Below are 16,141 nucleotides of genomic sequence, written 5' to 3' on the forward strand. Positions count from 1 at the left end.
ATAACGGGGGTATTATTCAGGGGGCCTGTTCCCGCATTACCTAAACAAGGACTAAAGCGTGAAGAACCCGATCCAGTTTATTCAAAAGCTAAAACGAAGAGTAACAGCAAAGCACAACGTTCCGCATCCAATACCGCTTTTCAGCATTGTCGCGTTCTGCCTCTTGTTCAGTTCCTGTGCCAGCTACAGGAACATTCCTTATTTTAAAAACCTTCCCGACAGCGGCACGGTGTACCGTAATGGCGTACAGATACCGGTAACGGCTTATGAGGATATTAAGATCTTACCCAACGATATCCTGAACATCACCATACAAACGGTGGATCCCGATATGAACAACATTATGGGGAGCGCCGACATCAGCACTGCCAATCCTGCTATTAATCCTGCATTGAGCCGCCTGGATAAGGGACGCGATGCGGCACCCGGCTACCTGGTCAGCAGCGACGGCACTATAGAGCTGCCGATAGCCGGCGAGATCAAGGTGGGTGGCCTCAGCACGGCCGAAGCCAGGGAAGCGATCCGGCAGCGGGCCCTGAAGTACTACAAAGAACCCATTGTCAACGTACGTATCGTCAACTTCAAGGTAACCGTGCTGGGCGAGGTAACCGCGCCAGGATCTTACCTGATCAATGGCGAGAAAGCGACCATACTCGATGCGCTGGGACAGGCGGGCGATATGAGCATCTTCGGTAAGCGTACCAATGTGATCCTGGCCCGCCAGGAGAATGGGAAGCAGAAAATGGTACGGTTCGATATGAACTCGACCGACATCTTTCAATCACCCTACTTTTATTTGCGTCAGGGCGACGTCTTGTATGTACAGCCCGGCAAAGGCAAAGCAGCTGCTAATGATGCCGCGATGTTGAGAACTTATACCATCATCACTTCGGCGTTGTCGTTGCTGGTGATTGTGCTCACACGAACGAAATAAAATTTAATCAAAGGGAGTATATCTGAGAATACATGCAACAGAACACGATACCCAATTCCGAATGGGATACTGTGACAGAGGAAAAAGGAGTGGATATCAGGAAGATCATGAGCAAAGCGCTGAGCCTTTGGCCCTGGATGCTGATCTGTGCGCTCGTAACCGGAACCGCAGCGTTCGTTTATCTTTATTTTTCTATTGCCGATTATAAGATCAATGCTAAGATACTGATCAAGGATGATGACAAGAAGAGCGGCGGCAGCATGGGCGATCTTTCTATGCTGAAAAGCGTGGGATTGCTGAGCGGGGCCAGCAACGTGGACAATGAGCTCGAGATCATCAAGAGCTTTACGCTCATGAGCAAGGTGGTTGACGATCTGCAGCTGAATGTACTCTACCAGACCAATAAGGCTTTGAAGACGGTTGAGGTCTACGGTAAGCAGCTTCCTTTTTCCTTCCGTTTCCTCAATTTCAACCCGGCCGTGCTCCGGAAAGGCAACCAGCTCTATGCCGTCGAGTTCAACGGGGACAATGCCTTGTCGGTCAAAGACCAGGAGCAACAACAGAGCTATAAAGCAGGTTGGGGCGACACACTTTACCTGCCTGCCGGCACCGCGGTGGTGACACGCAATCCCGGCTTCAGGGGCAAACGCAACAACAAGTATGCGGTAATGGTGGCCGATCCCACAAGGGTGGCCTCTGGCTTCATGAAATCCCTGGAGGCATCGATCCCCAACAAACAGGTAAGCACCATCGCCCTTAGCCTTCCTTACTCCGTACCCGAGAAAGGCGAAGCGATCATCAACACCCTGATCCGCGAGTACATGCAGGCCAATGTCGACGACAACAACCGCATTGCCGACAGCACTATGACCTTCATCGACGCGCGGCTGGTGGTTGTAGGCGATCAGCTGACCGACATCGAAAAGCAGATACAGAGCTTCAAGCAGCAGAATGAGCTGGCCGATCTGAGCGAGCAGGCCAAGGTGCTCATCTCCAATACCGGCGACTACACCAAACAGGTGGCCGAACAGGAAGTGCAGCTGAATGTCATCGAATCGCTGGAGAAATACATACAGGAGAACAGCAGCAATACACGGGTAGTGCCGGCCTCTCTGGCTGTGCAGGACCCGACGCTGGCGGCGCTGATGACCCAGTACAATGCCCTGCTGATGCAGCGTTCGCGCCTGATGTTGTCTTCCACTGAAAACAACCCGATGGTACAGAACATCGATGGTCAGCTGCAGGACCTGCGCGCCGATATGCTCCAGGGTATCTCTTCGGTGAAGCGTAGTGCGCAGGTAGCCCTTCGCTCCCTGCGCAGCAATGCAGGGCAGCTGGAAAGCCAGATACGCCAGGTGCCGGCCAAGGAGCGGGTTTTCCTCGACTACAGCCGGCAGCAATCCATACGCCAGGAGCTCTATCTCTTCCTGCTGCAAAAGCGCGAGGAGACAGCGATCTCGCGCTCTTCGACTATTGCCAACTCCCGTATCATCGATGCGGCCAAAGCAGACGAGTTCCCTTTCCGGCCCAAGAAGAAGCTGGTGATGGCACTGGCCCTGCTTGCGGGCGCTTTCCTGCCCTTTGCCTATGCTTACGCCAGGGAGCTGCTGAACACCAGGCTGTCGGGGAAAGGCGATATCGAATCGAATACAACGATACCGATCATCGGCGAGATCGGGCACAACGAGGACAATACCTTTATGCTGGTCACCCATAAATCCCGTTCGGTGATCTCGGAGCAGTTCCGTGCGCTGCGGACCAACCTGCAATTCCTGCTTACCCATAAGGACGATAAAGTGATCATGATTACCTCGAGCATGAGCGGCGAGGGCAAGTCTTTTATCTCATCCAATCTTGCTGCCGTGCTGGCTATGGCCGACAAGAAAGTGGTGCTGCTCGAGCTCGATCTGCGTAAACCCAAGATCACCGCATCGCTGGGATTGGGCAGCCGCAAGGGTTTCAGCCAGTATGCCATCGGGCTGGCCACCATCGAGGAGATCGTACAGCCTTCCGGTGTGCACGAAAACCTCTACCTGGTCTCTTCCGGGCCGATACCGCCCAACCCCACCGAGTTGCTGCTGCATGAGCGCACCGGGCGGCTATTTGAGCAGCTTAAGGCTGACTTCGATTATGTGATCATCGATACGACACCCAATCTCGTTACCGATGCACAGCTGCTGAGCAGCTATGCACATGCTACCCTGTATATCGTGCGGGTGGATATAACCCGTAAGGAGCAGCTCAGGCTTCCCAACGCCCTTTACCGTGAAAACAAGATGCCGCACCTCAGCCTGGTGGTCAACGACATCAGGCAGAAGAAATATGGCGGCGGCTACTATGGTTATGGCTATGGCTATGGTTACGGCTATGGCTACGGCGCTTACGCCGAAGATGAAAAGACCAGAAAGAGAAGCTGGGTAAGGGATCTGCTGGGCAGCAAATCCTGATCTTTTACCAGCGCACAGATAAAAGCGATACTCGGGTTTAACCAGGAAATAAAGGACCGGACCTGGCTATTGAAGCAACATGATACAAGCGATAAAATATAAGTTATCGGGGCTGCTGAAGCGGGAAGATCAGCGATCGGATAAGATTCTGAAGAATGTTATCCTGTCTTTCGGCGTCAAAGCCGGCAGCATCCTGGTAGGGTTGCTGCTGGTACCGCTGACGATCAATTACATCAACCCGGTTCAGTATGGGATATGGCTGACCATCAGCTCGGTCGTGAGCTGGATGAGCTTTTTCGATATCGGTATGGGCAATGGCCTGCGCAATAAACTGGCGGCGGCTATCGCGCTGGGCGAGTACGATAAGGCGAAGAAATATGTGAGCACGACTTACCTGCTGCTATCTTTTATCGCCGCAGGTGTATTCCTCTTATTCCTTATTCTTAGCCCTTTGTTCGATTGGAACAGTATTCTGAATATTCCTGTTACCATAAACGAAAACATACGGCTGATCATTACAATTGTGATCGGAGCGTTCTGTATGCAATTTGTAGTGCAGCTGATCAATGTCGTATTAACAGCATTGCACGAACCTGCCCTTGCAGGACTTATTTCTTTTATCGGGCAGCTGGCTTTATTGATCGGCATTCTCATTCTAAAGCAATTGGTACCCGGCAGTCTTCATGTGTTGGTGTGGCTGCTCACACTTATCCCTTTGTCTGTGCTCCTCATTGCGAGTCTGTACTTGTACCGGACCACTTTAAAGGGAGTGGCTCCGGAGATCAAAAAGATCGATATCCGGCAGGCAGGCGGTATATTGAACACCGGCAGTATATTCTTCCTGATCCAGATCGGTACGCTGGTACTGTTCCAAACAGATAACATTGTTATTGCTAAAGTGCTCGGGCCGGAATCGGTTACCCGTTTCAATGTTTCCTACAAACTGTTCTCGGTCGTTATTATGGTTTTCACTATTGTGATCACCCCCTTCTGGAGTTCGGTTACCGACGCTTATACCAAGCAGGATTTTGATTGGCTGAAGCGTTGCCTGGTAAAGATCAACCGGTTTTGGCTTGCCTCCTCGTTCGTTATCGTGCCTTTTTTGGTTCTGTTTTCAGGCCCTGTCTACGTTCTATGGCTTGGGAAAGCAGTGGCCGTTTCACCGGTACTTTCTGTTTGCATGGGCCTTTATGTAATTGGCTATACCTGGGTAATGGCCAATTGTTATTTTCTCAACGGTTTTGGAAAGCTGAGAATTCAGTTGATTCTGTACGCCATTGTTTGTGTGCTGAATCTGCCGCTTGCGGTTTATATGGGAAAAACCTGGGGACTTCCGGGAATTGTGCTTGCAAACGTTATCCTTCTTTTGGTTATGGGAGCAACGTTAACGATACAGTCAAATAAAATTGTCCGTGGAAAGGCCACAGGCCTTTGGAATAAATAGCAATATATGAGCTCCTTTTTAGGGAAGGTTATTAAACCTGCTTCAAACATTGGCAAAGGGTGGTTATATGCGCTTAATTATATAACCATCAAATACAAAAAGGTCAGCTACGCTTCCTTTCCAAGGATCAGTGGACGGCTGCTTATTTCCAATAAGGGACACCTTGCAATCGGCAGCAGCGTAACTTTTACCAGTGACCCCGCAGCCAATATGGTCGGGCTCTTCAAGCCCTGCAGCCTTGCGGTATTGGCCGGAGCAACGCTGGAAATAGGTGATCATAGCGGCTTTTCAGGTGTCTCAATCTATTGCAGCAAAAAAATAAGCATTGGCAGCCATGTGAATTGTGGTGGCAATGTGTGTATCTGGGACAATGATTTTCACCCGCTACATTACCTGGATCGAAGAGCTGATGATCGCTCTAAAATCGGCGCAGCTCCCATTATGATAGGCGATGATGTATTTATCGGCGCTAACTCGATTATTCTGAAAGGTGTTACTATAGGCGCCAGGGCTATTGTCGGCGCAGGTAGTGTGGTCACTAAAAATATTCCGCCCGATGAAATATGGGCGGGCAACCCTGCTAAAATGATCAGAAAAGCAAGCTAATGCTCGGTTTATTACTGCTCATATTGTCCATTTACTGTTTTCAGAAGGGTAAGTTTTATCCTTCCCTGATGCTGTTTTTCCTGTTTGTGACCAACGGCTTCCAGGTTATACCGGTAAACTGGCTGATGTTCGGACTTCCCCTGGATAAGGGAAGCGATTTGGGTATATTGTATACTGCCGTGTTATTTGTGATGAACCGGCGGCGCATGAAGTTGATCACACAACGCTTCCCGGTATTTAAGCTTTCCGGTTACCTGATACTTTTTGTTCTCGCCGATGTAGCTTACAGTCTGTTTATACTTGACTATTCCCTTGCCAATGTTTTACAAGTCTTCCGGCCTTACCTTATTTTTCTTATTGTTCCTGTTTTTTTTGGTGTCCCCCAGGATGATTTAAAAAAGGCATTGAACAGTGTGGCCTTCATCACCGTTTTTCAGAGTGTGTTATTCTTGTTGCAGATCGCTTCGGGGATTACGATCCTGTTGTCTGCATCGGGAGATGCCAATGTCCACACGGGACTTGTAGAAGGAACCTCGTACATGCGTTTCTACAATGCTCCCATGTTCCTGAATGCAGCGTTATTCTACTTTCTCTTTGTATACCGGTTTAAGAATACCACGCTGAAATACCTTGTATGGGGGATTTTGTTTCTGACTGTGATCGGACCGATGCATCGTTCGCTGATGCTGACGATCATTGCTGTTATTTCCGTTTATCTGCTCCTGAAGAAGAGCTCGGGCAAAGGAGCATTGTATCTGTCAGCTATAGGCCTCGGTATTTATGCATTGTCCTTTATCGATGTGGTAGGCAATCGATTGAATGATGCCTTTACCGATATGTACGCTACATTCAACAGCAATCTTTCGGTGCAATACATCGATATCAACGATAACAACCTTACTTTCAGGGTAGGCCACTTTATTGAACGTTTTCAATATGTGATCCAATCTTTTGACCGTTGGCTCTTTGGCATTGGCATGATCAGCGATAACGCTGCTTATGCGGCAAGGTTGCCTTTTCAATTCGGGCTGGTGTCCGAAACAACAGGTAGAGTAGCGCAGATTGATACAGGTGACATTACCTGGTCGCCATTGATGCTAAACCTCGGCATTTTCGGGGCCGCCTTTTATTTCTTTTTGTTTGTTAGATACATGATTTTCTTTTACCGGAAAACCAGTGCCAGCGCTTATGCTGTTGTCGGTTTTTTGCTTATTCTGGCATCCTTTCTTACCTCAATGGCCGGTACCGAGCTAATGAGTACAGGCTTTCGTACTATGGTTTTGCTACTGATGGTAATAGCAGCAAAGGACTATTGGAGCCGGATGAGGAATTCGCAAATTCAAAAAAAATACTATGCAGCCTGATATAAAAGTATCGATCATTACGCCCTCCTATAACCAGGGGCAGTTTATTGAGGAAACCATACAGTCGGTGCTCATGCAGACCTACCGCAATATTGAATACATCCTGGTGGATGGCGGTTCTACCGACGATACGATGGCCGTGGTGGAACGCTACCGCGACCGTATCGATATCGTGATCCATGAGAAAGACAAGGGCCAGAGCGATGCCATCAACAAAGGCTTTCGCCTGGCGACCGGTACATTGGCCGGTTGGATCAACTCTGATGACCTGCTGAAGCCTTTCTGCGTGGAAGAGATCGTTAGCCTTTATCGTCAAAACCCGGAAGATGCCATTTTTTATGGTGCATTACTGGACATTATCGACGGCGACGGCGTTAAAAAGGAAACACGGCGGTTGGAGATCGGCAGCAGGGAAGCGTTGCTGAATAAGAATTATAACGTAGTGCAGCCCGGCTCTTTCTATAACCTTGAAATAATGAAATCAATCGGCTTTGTCGATGAGACCATTCATTACTGTATGGACCTCGACCTGTGGCTGCGTTTGCTGCAGCACGGCGGCATTAAATTTTGCCAGGAAAGGCCGCTGGCTGCGTTCCGGATATGGGAAGAGAGCAAGACGAGCACCGGGAAGCGAAAATTCCTGAAAGACATCGACCGCATACTTGCCAGGCATCATGCCTCGCTTTGGTCGGCCAACAGAATGCGGATCAAATGGTATGATCTGAAAGCTATTGTAAAAGGTATGGTTAATTGAATTCATGAATATCGCACACCTCATATTCTCTTTAAATACTGGCGGCACGGAAACCATGCTCGTCGATATCCTTAACCGGCAGTCGGAAAGCCATTCGGTAGCCTTGTTCATTATCAATGACCAGGTCAACGAAGGGCTGCTGCAGCAGATCAGCGGGAAGGTAAAGGTAGTGCGGCTGAACAGGAAAGAAGGCGCCAGGAACCCGATGCCGCTGCTGCGGCTCAACCGGGCGTTATGGCGTTTTGATCCTGAAGTGATCCATTGCCACAATCATAAAGCGGTCAATATGCTGCGGCTTTCGCTCAGGAAGAAGGCTCTGCTGACCCTGCACACCACCAATGTGCCGGTGACCAACTTGAAAAAATATGCGAAGCTGTTTGCCATCTCCAGGGCTGTTCAAACGGATGTTCATAACCGTTCCGGGCTTTCAACGCAGGTTATTTATAACGGTGTGGACTTTGATGCCGTAGTGGAGAAAAAGGGCCCCGCCGATCCTGCCGTATTCCGCATTGTTCAGGTGGGCCGCCTGGATCATGAAGTGAAAGGGCAGCATATTCTGCTCGAAGCATTGAAAATATTGAAAGAACAGGGACATAATCATATACGGCTGGATTTTATTGGCGAGGGCGTATCAACCCTGCACCTGGTACAGCTGAGAGCGGCTCTGGGGCTGGATGACGTTGTACGTTTCCTGGGCGCACGTGACCGGAAATATATTTATCAGCATTTGCAGGATTATAATTTATTAGTGCAACCTTCTTTTGTTGAGGGATTCGGTCTGACTATTGTTGAAGCGATCGCCGCGGGATTGCATGTACTCGTGTCCGACCTCGACGGGCCCATGGAAATTATTAGGGCTGCGCAGCGGGGTGACTATTTCAAGACTGGAGATTCGCGTTCGCTGGCCGGAAGTATTAATGCCATTCTTGAAAGAAAGGTGGAGACAACGATACCGCCCGCCGCCAAGTTGTATGTCCGTCAAAACTTTGATATAGCGCATACAGTAAACCATTATCTGAATGCTTACAAAACTTTAAAATGAGCGCAAGCCAGAATCATATATTGATCACAGTGCCCAATTTAAGCCAGCCAGGTGGTGTAGCGTCCTTGTACAATATCCTCGGCTTAGATGGCAAGGATGGGGTGTCGTATTTCGATGTACACAACGGAGCCAAACGCTCGGGCATTATGCGTTACCTGCAGCTTGCAAACTGTTTCCGGGATTTCTACAGGCAGACAGGCAAGGCAACGGTGGTGCACATCAACCCTTCTTTGGATAAAAAAAGTTTTATCAGGGATGGTATTTTCACTGGTTTAGCAGCACGTTGCAAGCGAAAGAAAGTATTGGTTTACTGGCACGGATGGAAGGAGCCCTTTGAGAAAGAGTTGCAGAGTAGTAGGTGGATGCGTTCTTTTTTTATGCATACTTTCGGAAAAGCTGACCGGCATGTTGTATTGGGCCGCATTTTCGAACAGAAGCTTTCCGCGCTCGGAATCGATAAGAAGAAAATCAAGATAGGGCGCAATGCTGCCGACGACTCAGGCGTAGCTGTATCCTACAGGAAGCAGTTTATAAGTACTCCCTTTCGGGTACTCTATTTATCGCGCATAGAAAAAGATAAAGGGATTTACATCGCCATTGAAGCCGTGAAAATGCTTCGCGAAAAATGTGATGTCCACCTACTTATTGCCGGATCAGGTTCGGAAGAACAATCGGCAAGGGCCCTTGTAGCAGAGCAGTCGCTGGATTATATCCACTTCGCCGGATATGTGACCGGTGCAGATAAGCATAAACTGCTTGAAACTGCCGACCTGCTTCTTTTGCCGTCGCTGAGCGAAGGGTTGCCCATCAGTATTCTTGAGGGTATGCTTTATGGATTGCCCATTGTTTCCAGCCCTGTTGGTGGTATTCCTGATTGGATAAAAGATGGCGAGAACGGTGTGTTGGTGAACGACTGGAATGCCAGTGAATATTCTGTTGCTATTGGAAGTCTATTGAATGATTTGCAGATCTGTAGTCAAATGTCGGAACGTAACAGACAAAAGGCATTGGAAAGCTTTACCCCGCATGCCGTAAGGGAATGGCTTTTTCAAAATTACCGGGAATTAAACTCTTAATGATCAACACTCCCTCATTCCAATCGAAACGACAAACGCATGAGCCAGCAGTACGATACGATACAAGCTTCCTTCGAGCAGCTGAAAGCATATTGCGAGCAGGAAGATTTTAAAGGCTGGGATCCCTACGACGGCTTAAACAGCAAGCTGTTCCGTGCTTTGCCCTGGGTATCGCGCCGGAAATGGCCGCGCCTGGCCTGGATCCAGCTGTTCAAGCGTTCGCCGGTCAACCTCCGGCGCATTACAGGAGTGGCCAAAGATTATAACCCCAAAGGGCTGGGCCTTTTCCTGTCCGGCTATTGCAACCTTTATCAGAAACAGCCACAGGAGCAATATATAACTACGATTAAGTACCTGGCGGATAAGCTGCTGACCCTGCAATCGCAGGGATGGTCGGGCGCCTGCTGGGGCTACAATTTTGACTGGCAGGCCCGGGCTTTCTTTCAACCGAAGTATACGCCTACGGTGGTCGCCACCACCTTTATTGCTTATAGCCTGATGGATGCTTACGAGGTCACGGGCGAGCAGCGTTACCTCGATGCGGCGATCAGCGCGCAGCACTTTGTACTGAAAGACCTTAACCGTACTTACGACGACGAGGGTAATTTTGCTTTCTCCTATTCGCCTGAAGATCGCACCCAGGTGTTCAATGCATCGCTGCTGGGTAGCCGGCTGCTGTCACGTATTTACCATTACACGGGTAATGCCGCTCTCCTGGATGCGGCACGACGCTCTATACTTTTTTGCTGCCGGCACCAGCACGCCGATGGCTCCTGGTCTTATGGCACCCTGCCTTTTCACCAATGGATCGATAATTTCCATACCGGCTACAACCTGGAATGTATCAGGGAGTACCGCAAGTACTCGGGCGATACAAGCTTCGACAGCCATGTGGATAAAGGGCTGGCCTATTACCTGGAAACCTTTTTTACCGCAGAAGGCATTGCGAAATACTATAGCAATAAGACTTATCCTATCGATATCCACAACACGGCGCAGCTGGTTGTTACCTTATCGCGGCTGGATGTGCTGGAGCAGCACCGGCATATGGTCGATACCAGCCTGCTCTGGTCTATCGTACACATGCAGGACAAAAAAGGATACTTCTATTTCCAGATGAAGAACCGCTACAGCAGCCGTATTCCCTATGTACGCTGGGCACAGGGCTGGATGTTTTACGGGATGACAGAATATTTAAAAAATAAGACCTGATGACCTGATATAAAGCAAGTAAAGAACCATTTCATAACCAATCTTCAAGAACCAATGTTATCCCCCCACGCTAACCCGCGCAGGAAGGTGCTGCTGGTGTTCGGCACCCGTCCGGAAGCCATCAAGATGGCCCCTTTATACCTGGAGCTGAGCAAACATTCCGGCGAGATCGATGTGGCGGTATGCCTTACCGCCCAGCACCGGGAAATGCTCGACCAGGTCATCCGGTTTTTCGGCATACCGGCGCATTACGATCTTAACCTGATGAAGCCGGGACAAAACCTGTACAGCCTCACCGCTGCCATCGTAGAAGGTATGAAGCCGGTGCTGGAAGATTTCAGGCCCGATTATGTGTTTGTCCACGGCGACACCACGACTTCAATGGCTGCAGCCCTGGCTGCTTTTTACAGCGGCGCTAAAGTAGGCCATGTGGAAGCAGGCCTGCGTACCGGCAATAAATGGTCGCCCTTCCCTGAGGAGATGAACCGTAGCCTTACCGGCCGTATCGCCGATATCCACTTCGCGCCTACGCAGCAATCCCGCGAAAACCTGCTCCGGGAAGACATTCCGGAACGGCATATCCTGGTGACCGGCAATACGGTGATCGATGCGCTGCAGCATGGTCTTAGCCTTATCGAACGGGCCGAGCCGGAGTCGGTGCAGGTGCTCAGCCGGCAGCTACCGCTGCACCGCGATATCATCCTGGTGACCGGCCACAGGCGCGAAAACTTCGGCGAAGGATTCCTGAACATCTGCCGGGCTTTAAAGCGTATTGCGGAACAGGCCGATGCGGAAATCATCTACCCGGTACACCTCAATCCAAATGTACAGGGGCCGGTATACGAATTACTTTCGGGTATCCCGAATGTGCACCTGATCGAGCCGCAACCCTATGAATCTTTTATCTGGCTTATGAACCGCGCCCGGCTGATCATTACCGACAGCGGCGGGGTACAGGAAGAAGCGCCTTCGCTGGGTAAGCCGGTGCTGGTAATGCGCGATACCACGGAGCGACCGGAAGCGGTCAGCGCCGGTACGGTCATCCTGGTGGGCACCGATGAAGAACGGATCGTCAGCGAAACGCTGAACCTGCTTTACGATACAGAACGTTACGACCGTATGGCCAGGCTGCACAATCCTTATGGCGACGGACAGGCTACAAAAAGAATCGCTCAATTTTTACTAACGAACCATAAACATGAATACGTCTCCTAAATTTGAACATATTTGCGTGGTAGGCCTCGGCTATATCGGTCTGCCCACGGCTGCATTGCTGGCCAATCGCGGTTTCCAGGTACACGGCATGGACATTGTACCCCGGGTGGTCGACACCATTAATTCCGGTGCGATCCACATTGTGGAACCCGAGCTGGATACCTTTGTTGCAGCTGCGGTGAACAGCGGGAAGCTGAAAGCCGCTACAGAGGCCGCGCCTGCCGATGTCTTCATCCTGGCAGTGCCCACTCCTTTTCATGAAGGCTATCAACCCAACATTGACTACGTGATCCAGGCGACACGTTCCATTGCACCTTTCGTCAGAGAAGGTAACCTGGTTATTCTGGAATCTACCTCACCGGTAGGTACGACGGAGAAAGTGGCGGAAGTGCTGGCGGAAGAAGGCATCGACATCGCTAAGGTTTTCGTTGCACATTGTCCCGAGCGCGTGCTGCCCGGCCACGTGATGCAGGAGCTGATCGCCAACGACCGTGTCGTAGGCGGTGTTAATGCCAGATCGACGGAAGCTGCCGTAGCCTTCTACCGGAAGTTTGTAAGCGGTGAAGTGCTGGCCACCGATGCCAAGACGGCAGAGTTGTGCAAGCTGGTCGAGAATTCCTATCGTGATGTCAATATTGCGTTTGCCAATGAGCTCTCTATGATCTGCGAGACCGCCGGGATCAATGTATGGGACCTGATCACGCTGGCCAACCGCCATCCCCGTGTCAATATCCTGAAACCCGGACCTGGCGTGGGCGGACACTGTATTGCTGTTGATCCCTGGTTCATTGTAGCAGCCTATCCGGGACAGGCCCGCATTATCAGAGCGGCAAGGGAGATCAACGATTACAAGACCGAGTGGGTCATTGAACGGATCAAAAATGAAGCCTTGTCCTTCGAGCTGGCCATCAAGCGCAAGCCCGTGATTGCCTGCCTGGGCCTGGCTTTTAAGCCCAATATCGACGACCTGAGAGAAAGCCCTGCGCTGGAAATCTACAAGGCGCTGAAGCAAACGGACTTTAAGATCCTGCCGATAGAACCCAATATTTCCAGCCTGGAAGGCGATGAGCTGTACTCCAAAGAATACGCGATAGAGCATGCCGATATCCTCTGCTTCCTGGTAGCGCATAAGGAGTTCAATAACCTGCTGAATGGCAAAAACCTTTCTTTAAAAACGGTACTCAACTTCACCGGCGTATGACGGCACTTAAAGGGGATATCGCTACCATAGCGCTTATGGATTGCCCCATCCACAGCCTTACCATGGCCGAAACAGTAGGCCATATCGACCGGGCGATCGCAGAAAAGCGGCCGCTGCACCATGTTGTGGTCAACGTAGCCAAGCTGGTCAATATGCAACGTAATCCCGAGCTGAAAGCCTCTGTGGTGGCCAGCGACATTATCAATGCCGACGGTCAGGGTGTAGTATGGGCTGCCCGCCTGCTGGGGCGGCCTTTGCCGGAGCGTGTGGCGGGTATTGACCTCATGAGCAACCTCGTCGCGCTGGCGCATGAAAAGGGTTACCGCATCTTTTTTTTCGGCGCAAAAGAAGAGGTGGTCCGCAAGGTGGTGGATAAATATACCGGACAGTATTCTCCGGATATTATCGCGGGTTATCGCAACGGTTATTATACCGTAGCGGAAGAGCCTGCCATTGCGCAAAGCATCGCTGCCAGCAAAGCCGATATTCTTTTCGTTGCCATCACCTCGCCCAAGAAGGAGATCTTCCTGAACCAGTATAAGGACATCATTCAAACGCCTTTCATTATGGGTGTGGGCGGCTCATTCGATGTGGTATCGGGAATCACGAAGCGGGCGCCGCTGTGGATGCAGCGCGCCGGTTTGGAATGGTTCTTCCGGGTGCTGCAGGAGCCGGGCCGTATGTGGAAGCGCTACCTGGTTACCAACACGCTTTTCCTGGGCTACCTGGTCAAAGAATGTTTCCGGAAAAGAAAAACTGCTGTGGTATAAATCAATCAAGCCAACACGATGAGGAACAAAGGAGGGGTGCTGCTGTTACTGCTCGGCTTAGCCGCCGGGATCGCAAAGGGACAGGAGCCGGTCGATACGGCCGGCCGGTTACATTACGGGCTTGCGGCCATGGCCATCGGTACCACCAACGGACAGGTCCCTTTCTGGATGAGAAGCAATCAATACGGCAGCATCCCCCTGGATGGTGCTTCTGCTGCGCTCTCCGGTTATGTGTACCGCGATTACAGGAATAAGGAACGGGACTGGAAGCCTGATTGGGGCGGAGCCGTGGACGCCCGCGCCAATTTCGGCAACCGGGTGCAATTTATCCTCATGGAGGCTTATCTTAAAGCGAGGCTCAATATCTTTGAAATAAAAGCCGGCCGCTCCCGCGACCGGATGGGGCTTGTGGACAGCAACCTGTCGAGCGGCGCCTTTTCCTCTTCCGGTAATGCGCTGGGTATTCCAAAGCTGGAATTCAGTATTCCTGAGTATTGGACGGTACCTTTTACTGCAGGTGTGCTGTCGGTAAAAGGCAATTTCGCTATAGGCTATATCGGCACTATCGGTACGGAGACCAATCAGTATATGCCCGGCGTCGGCGCCCGCACCTGGTACCATCAGAAGTCCCTTTATGGCCGTATCGGGAAGGAGCAGTGGAAAGTCCGGCTTTTCGGCGGCTTCAACCACCAGGTGTTCTGGGGGGATGAGAACAAATATTTCCGGGAGTGGGATCTTGCGCCTTTGCCTACTGCTTTAAGGGCGCTGACCGGCACCACCTATCATGGCTCTAAGGTGGGCAATCACCTGGGCTCCATCGACCAGGGCATCGAGATTGATCTGGAGCAGGTCCGTATCAATGCTTATCACCAGTTCTTTTACGATGTGGGCGGACTGTATCATCTCAACAATGTAAAGGACGGGCTGTGGGGACTCAGCTTCAGTAACAATGGGAAGCTGGGCACGCAGGTAGCCGGCTGGCAGAAGGTGCTGGTCGAATTTCTCTATACCAAGAGCCAGGGTGGGGAGCCCAGCGCCAAGGTCACACCATCCGGAGACGAAAACTATTACAATGGCATGTATACTGAAGGCTGGACCTATCAAAAGGAAAACCTGGGCTCCCCGCTGCTGACCAACCGGCAATATATGCGAAAGGAACTGCCGCATGGCAGTGTTAATGACTATATCGTAAACAACCGGGTGATCGCTTTCCATGCCGGGATCATGGGTTATTTATGGAATTGGTCGGTTACCGCTAAAGCAACCTATTCGCTCAATTATGGCACCTGGGGCTCCAGCCCTTACGGGCATTCCGGCGCCGACATCCGCAACCCCGGCCCGCCGCCCTATTTTACGGAGGTAAAGCAATTCAGCGCCTATCTTGAAGCGTCGCGATCATTGAAAAATGGTTTCAGCATCGGCTTTGCACTGGCCGGCGATAAAGGCGGGCTGCTGTATAACAGTATCGGCGGTATGATCCGACTGAGCAAAGGGTGGTGATAGGGTGAATTTTGTGCATAATTAATTAATGTCTATATTTTTATTAATTGATTGTCAGTTTGTAAGGTATGATGTAATCGTATAAAATATTATATAGCTGTAAAATGGTGATTCCTGGCATAGTTTTAGCGGCAGCAATTATGTGTTGTTAGACCTATAAAATGAACCACTATGAATTTTAAGATCGCTCTGTCAGCCAGGAACTTTTACTCCGATCATTTCGCCGACATCCGCCTGAATCCCGAACAGTTTGCTGCAGAGATGAAAGCAGCAGCAGGCACCTATCTTTTTCTTGAAGACCGCATCTGCTTCCTGAATGAAGTGCTCCGGCTGGGTCGCCAGGATCTCGATAGCCGCTGCCCACCCATCTATCATACCGAAGAGCAGAACCGGACCTTGCTGGAATCGATAAGCTTGTTTTAACGCACGTATACCGGGCACAAGACATTTCCCGCTATGGTGTATCAAAACACCGCAGTAGTTTGTATAGTAAAGGGCTGTCCCAAAAAATTTTTGGGGACAGCCCTTTTTCATAGCAGACTTGATTACCTGTCCGGCCTGCTATGGGACTACAGA

At 50.6% G+C, this 16,141-nt stretch carries 14 protein-coding genes; all 14 read left to right on the top strand.

Features of this window, described 5'->3' with window-relative positions; translation table 11 throughout:
• The first annotated feature begins 58 nt into the window (after positions 1 to 58).
• The 14 genes from DZC79_RS15895 to DZC79_RS15960 all read left to right on the top strand — a co-directional run bounded on the left by DZC79_RS15895 (position 59) and on the right by DZC79_RS15960 (position 15,988).
• Complete coding sequence (locus DZC79_RS15895) at positions 59 to 934, top strand: polysaccharide biosynthesis/export family protein (RefSeq protein WP_118952596.1); 876 nt, start codon at positions 59 to 61, stop codon at positions 932 to 934.
• 32 nt (positions 935 to 966) lie between these two features.
• Positions 967 to 3,381, top strand: coding sequence for a GumC family protein (locus tag DZC79_RS15900; protein ID WP_118952597.1), 2,415 nt, complete (start codon positions 967 to 969; stop codon positions 3,379 to 3,381).
• 79 nt (positions 3,382 to 3,460) lie between these two features.
• Entirely contained in the window at positions 3,461 to 4,825 is a 1,365-nt protein-coding gene (locus DZC79_RS15905) for a lipopolysaccharide biosynthesis protein (protein WP_118952598.1), read from the top strand.
• A 6-nt stretch (positions 4,826 to 4,831) separates the two neighbouring features.
• On the top strand, positions 4,832 to 5,431 hold the full coding sequence (locus tag DZC79_RS15910; RefSeq protein WP_118952599.1) for an acyltransferase: 600 nt from the start codon (positions 4,832 to 4,834) through the stop codon (positions 5,429 to 5,431).
• Positions 5,431 to 6,795 (top strand): hypothetical protein, encoded by a 1,365-nt coding sequence (locus DZC79_RS15915; protein WP_157977199.1) that lies wholly within the window; start codon positions 5,431 to 5,433, stop codon positions 6,793 to 6,795. Before DZC79_RS15910 ends, DZC79_RS15915 begins: the two co-directional genes overlap by 1 nt.
• Positions 6,785 to 7,549, top strand: a complete 765-nt coding sequence (locus tag DZC79_RS15920; protein ID WP_118952601.1) for a glycosyltransferase family 2 protein — start codon at positions 6,785 to 6,787, stop codon at positions 7,547 to 7,549. Before DZC79_RS15915 ends, DZC79_RS15920 begins: the two co-directional genes overlap by 11 nt.
• 4 nt (positions 7,550 to 7,553) lie before the next feature.
• Positions 7,554 to 8,591: a glycosyltransferase gene (locus DZC79_RS15925; protein ID WP_118952602.1), complete on the top strand. Its 1,038-nt coding sequence runs from the start codon at positions 7,554 to 7,556 to the stop codon at positions 8,589 to 8,591.
• Entirely contained in the window at positions 8,588 to 9,667 is a 1,080-nt protein-coding gene (locus DZC79_RS15930) for a glycosyltransferase family 4 protein (protein ID WP_118952603.1), read from the top strand. The genes DZC79_RS15925 and DZC79_RS15930 overlap by 4 nt, the downstream gene beginning before the upstream one ends.
• A gap of 39 nt (positions 9,668 to 9,706) precedes the next feature.
• Positions 9,707 to 10,879: a glycoside hydrolase family protein gene (locus DZC79_RS15935; protein ID WP_118952604.1), complete on the top strand. Its 1,173-nt coding sequence runs from the start codon at positions 9,707 to 9,709 to the stop codon at positions 10,877 to 10,879.
• A 54-nt stretch (positions 10,880 to 10,933) separates the two neighbouring features.
• Positions 10,934 to 12,094, top strand: coding sequence for a non-hydrolyzing UDP-N-acetylglucosamine 2-epimerase (gene wecB, locus DZC79_RS15940; RefSeq protein ID WP_118952605.1), 1,161 nt, complete (start codon positions 10,934 to 10,936; stop codon positions 12,092 to 12,094).
• Positions 12,078 to 13,295, top strand: coding sequence for a UDP-N-acetyl-D-mannosamine dehydrogenase (gene wecC / locus DZC79_RS15945; protein ID WP_118952606.1), 1,218 nt, complete (start codon positions 12,078 to 12,080; stop codon positions 13,293 to 13,295). The genes wecB and wecC overlap by 17 nt, the downstream gene beginning before the upstream one ends.
• Positions 13,292 to 14,065, top strand: a complete 774-nt coding sequence (locus DZC79_RS15950) for a WecB/TagA/CpsF family glycosyltransferase (RefSeq protein ID WP_118952607.1) — start codon at positions 13,292 to 13,294, stop codon at positions 14,063 to 14,065. Before wecC ends, DZC79_RS15950 begins: the two co-directional genes overlap by 4 nt.
• Positions 14,066 to 14,083: 18 nt before the next feature.
• Positions 14,084 to 15,565 (top strand): capsule assembly Wzi family protein, encoded by a 1,482-nt coding sequence (locus DZC79_RS15955; RefSeq protein WP_118952608.1) that lies wholly within the window; start codon positions 14,084 to 14,086, stop codon positions 15,563 to 15,565.
• 171 nt (positions 15,566 to 15,736) lie between these two features.
• Positions 15,737 to 15,988 (top strand): hypothetical protein, encoded by a 252-nt coding sequence (locus tag DZC79_RS15960; protein ID WP_118952609.1) that lies wholly within the window; start codon positions 15,737 to 15,739, stop codon positions 15,986 to 15,988.
• The last annotated feature ends 153 nt before the right edge of the window (positions 15,989 to 16,141 follow it).

The organism is Taibaiella helva, assembly GCF_003545695.1.
Taxonomy (GTDB): Bacteria; Bacteroidota; Bacteroidia; order Chitinophagales; family Chitinophagaceae; genus Taibaiella; species Taibaiella helva.

Coding starts and splice junctions, on each gene's coding strand:
- DZC79_RS15900 (WP_118952597.1), top strand. CDS start 967: ATGCAACAGAACACGATACCCAATTCCGAATGGGATACTGTGACAGAG.
- DZC79_RS15905 (WP_118952598.1), top strand. CDS start 3,461: ATGATACAAGCGATAAAATATAAGTTATCGGGGCTGCTGAAGCGGGAA.
- DZC79_RS15910 (WP_118952599.1), top strand. CDS start 4,832: ATGAGCTCCTTTTTAGGGAAGGTTATTAAACCTGCTTCAAACATTGGC.
- DZC79_RS15915 (WP_157977199.1), top strand. CDS start 5,431: ATGCTCGGTTTATTACTGCTCATATTGTCCATTTACTGTTTTCAGAAG.
- DZC79_RS15920 (WP_118952601.1), top strand. CDS start 6,785: ATGCAGCCTGATATAAAAGTATCGATCATTACGCCCTCCTATAACCAG.
- DZC79_RS15925 (WP_118952602.1), top strand. CDS start 7,554: ATGAATATCGCACACCTCATATTCTCTTTAAATACTGGCGGCACGGAA.
- DZC79_RS15930 (WP_118952603.1), top strand. CDS start 8,588: ATGAGCGCAAGCCAGAATCATATATTGATCACAGTGCCCAATTTAAGC.
- DZC79_RS15935 (WP_118952604.1), top strand. CDS start 9,707: ATGAGCCAGCAGTACGATACGATACAAGCTTCCTTCGAGCAGCTGAAA.
- wecB (WP_118952605.1), top strand. CDS start 10,934: ATGTTATCCCCCCACGCTAACCCGCGCAGGAAGGTGCTGCTGGTGTTC.
- wecC (WP_118952606.1), top strand. CDS start 12,078: ATGAATACGTCTCCTAAATTTGAACATATTTGCGTGGTAGGCCTCGGC.
- DZC79_RS15950 (WP_118952607.1), top strand. CDS start 13,292: ATGACGGCACTTAAAGGGGATATCGCTACCATAGCGCTTATGGATTGC.
- DZC79_RS15955 (WP_118952608.1), top strand. CDS start 14,084: ATGAGGAACAAAGGAGGGGTGCTGCTGTTACTGCTCGGCTTAGCCGCC.
- DZC79_RS15960 (WP_118952609.1), top strand. CDS start 15,737: ATGAATTTTAAGATCGCTCTGTCAGCCAGGAACTTTTACTCCGATCAT.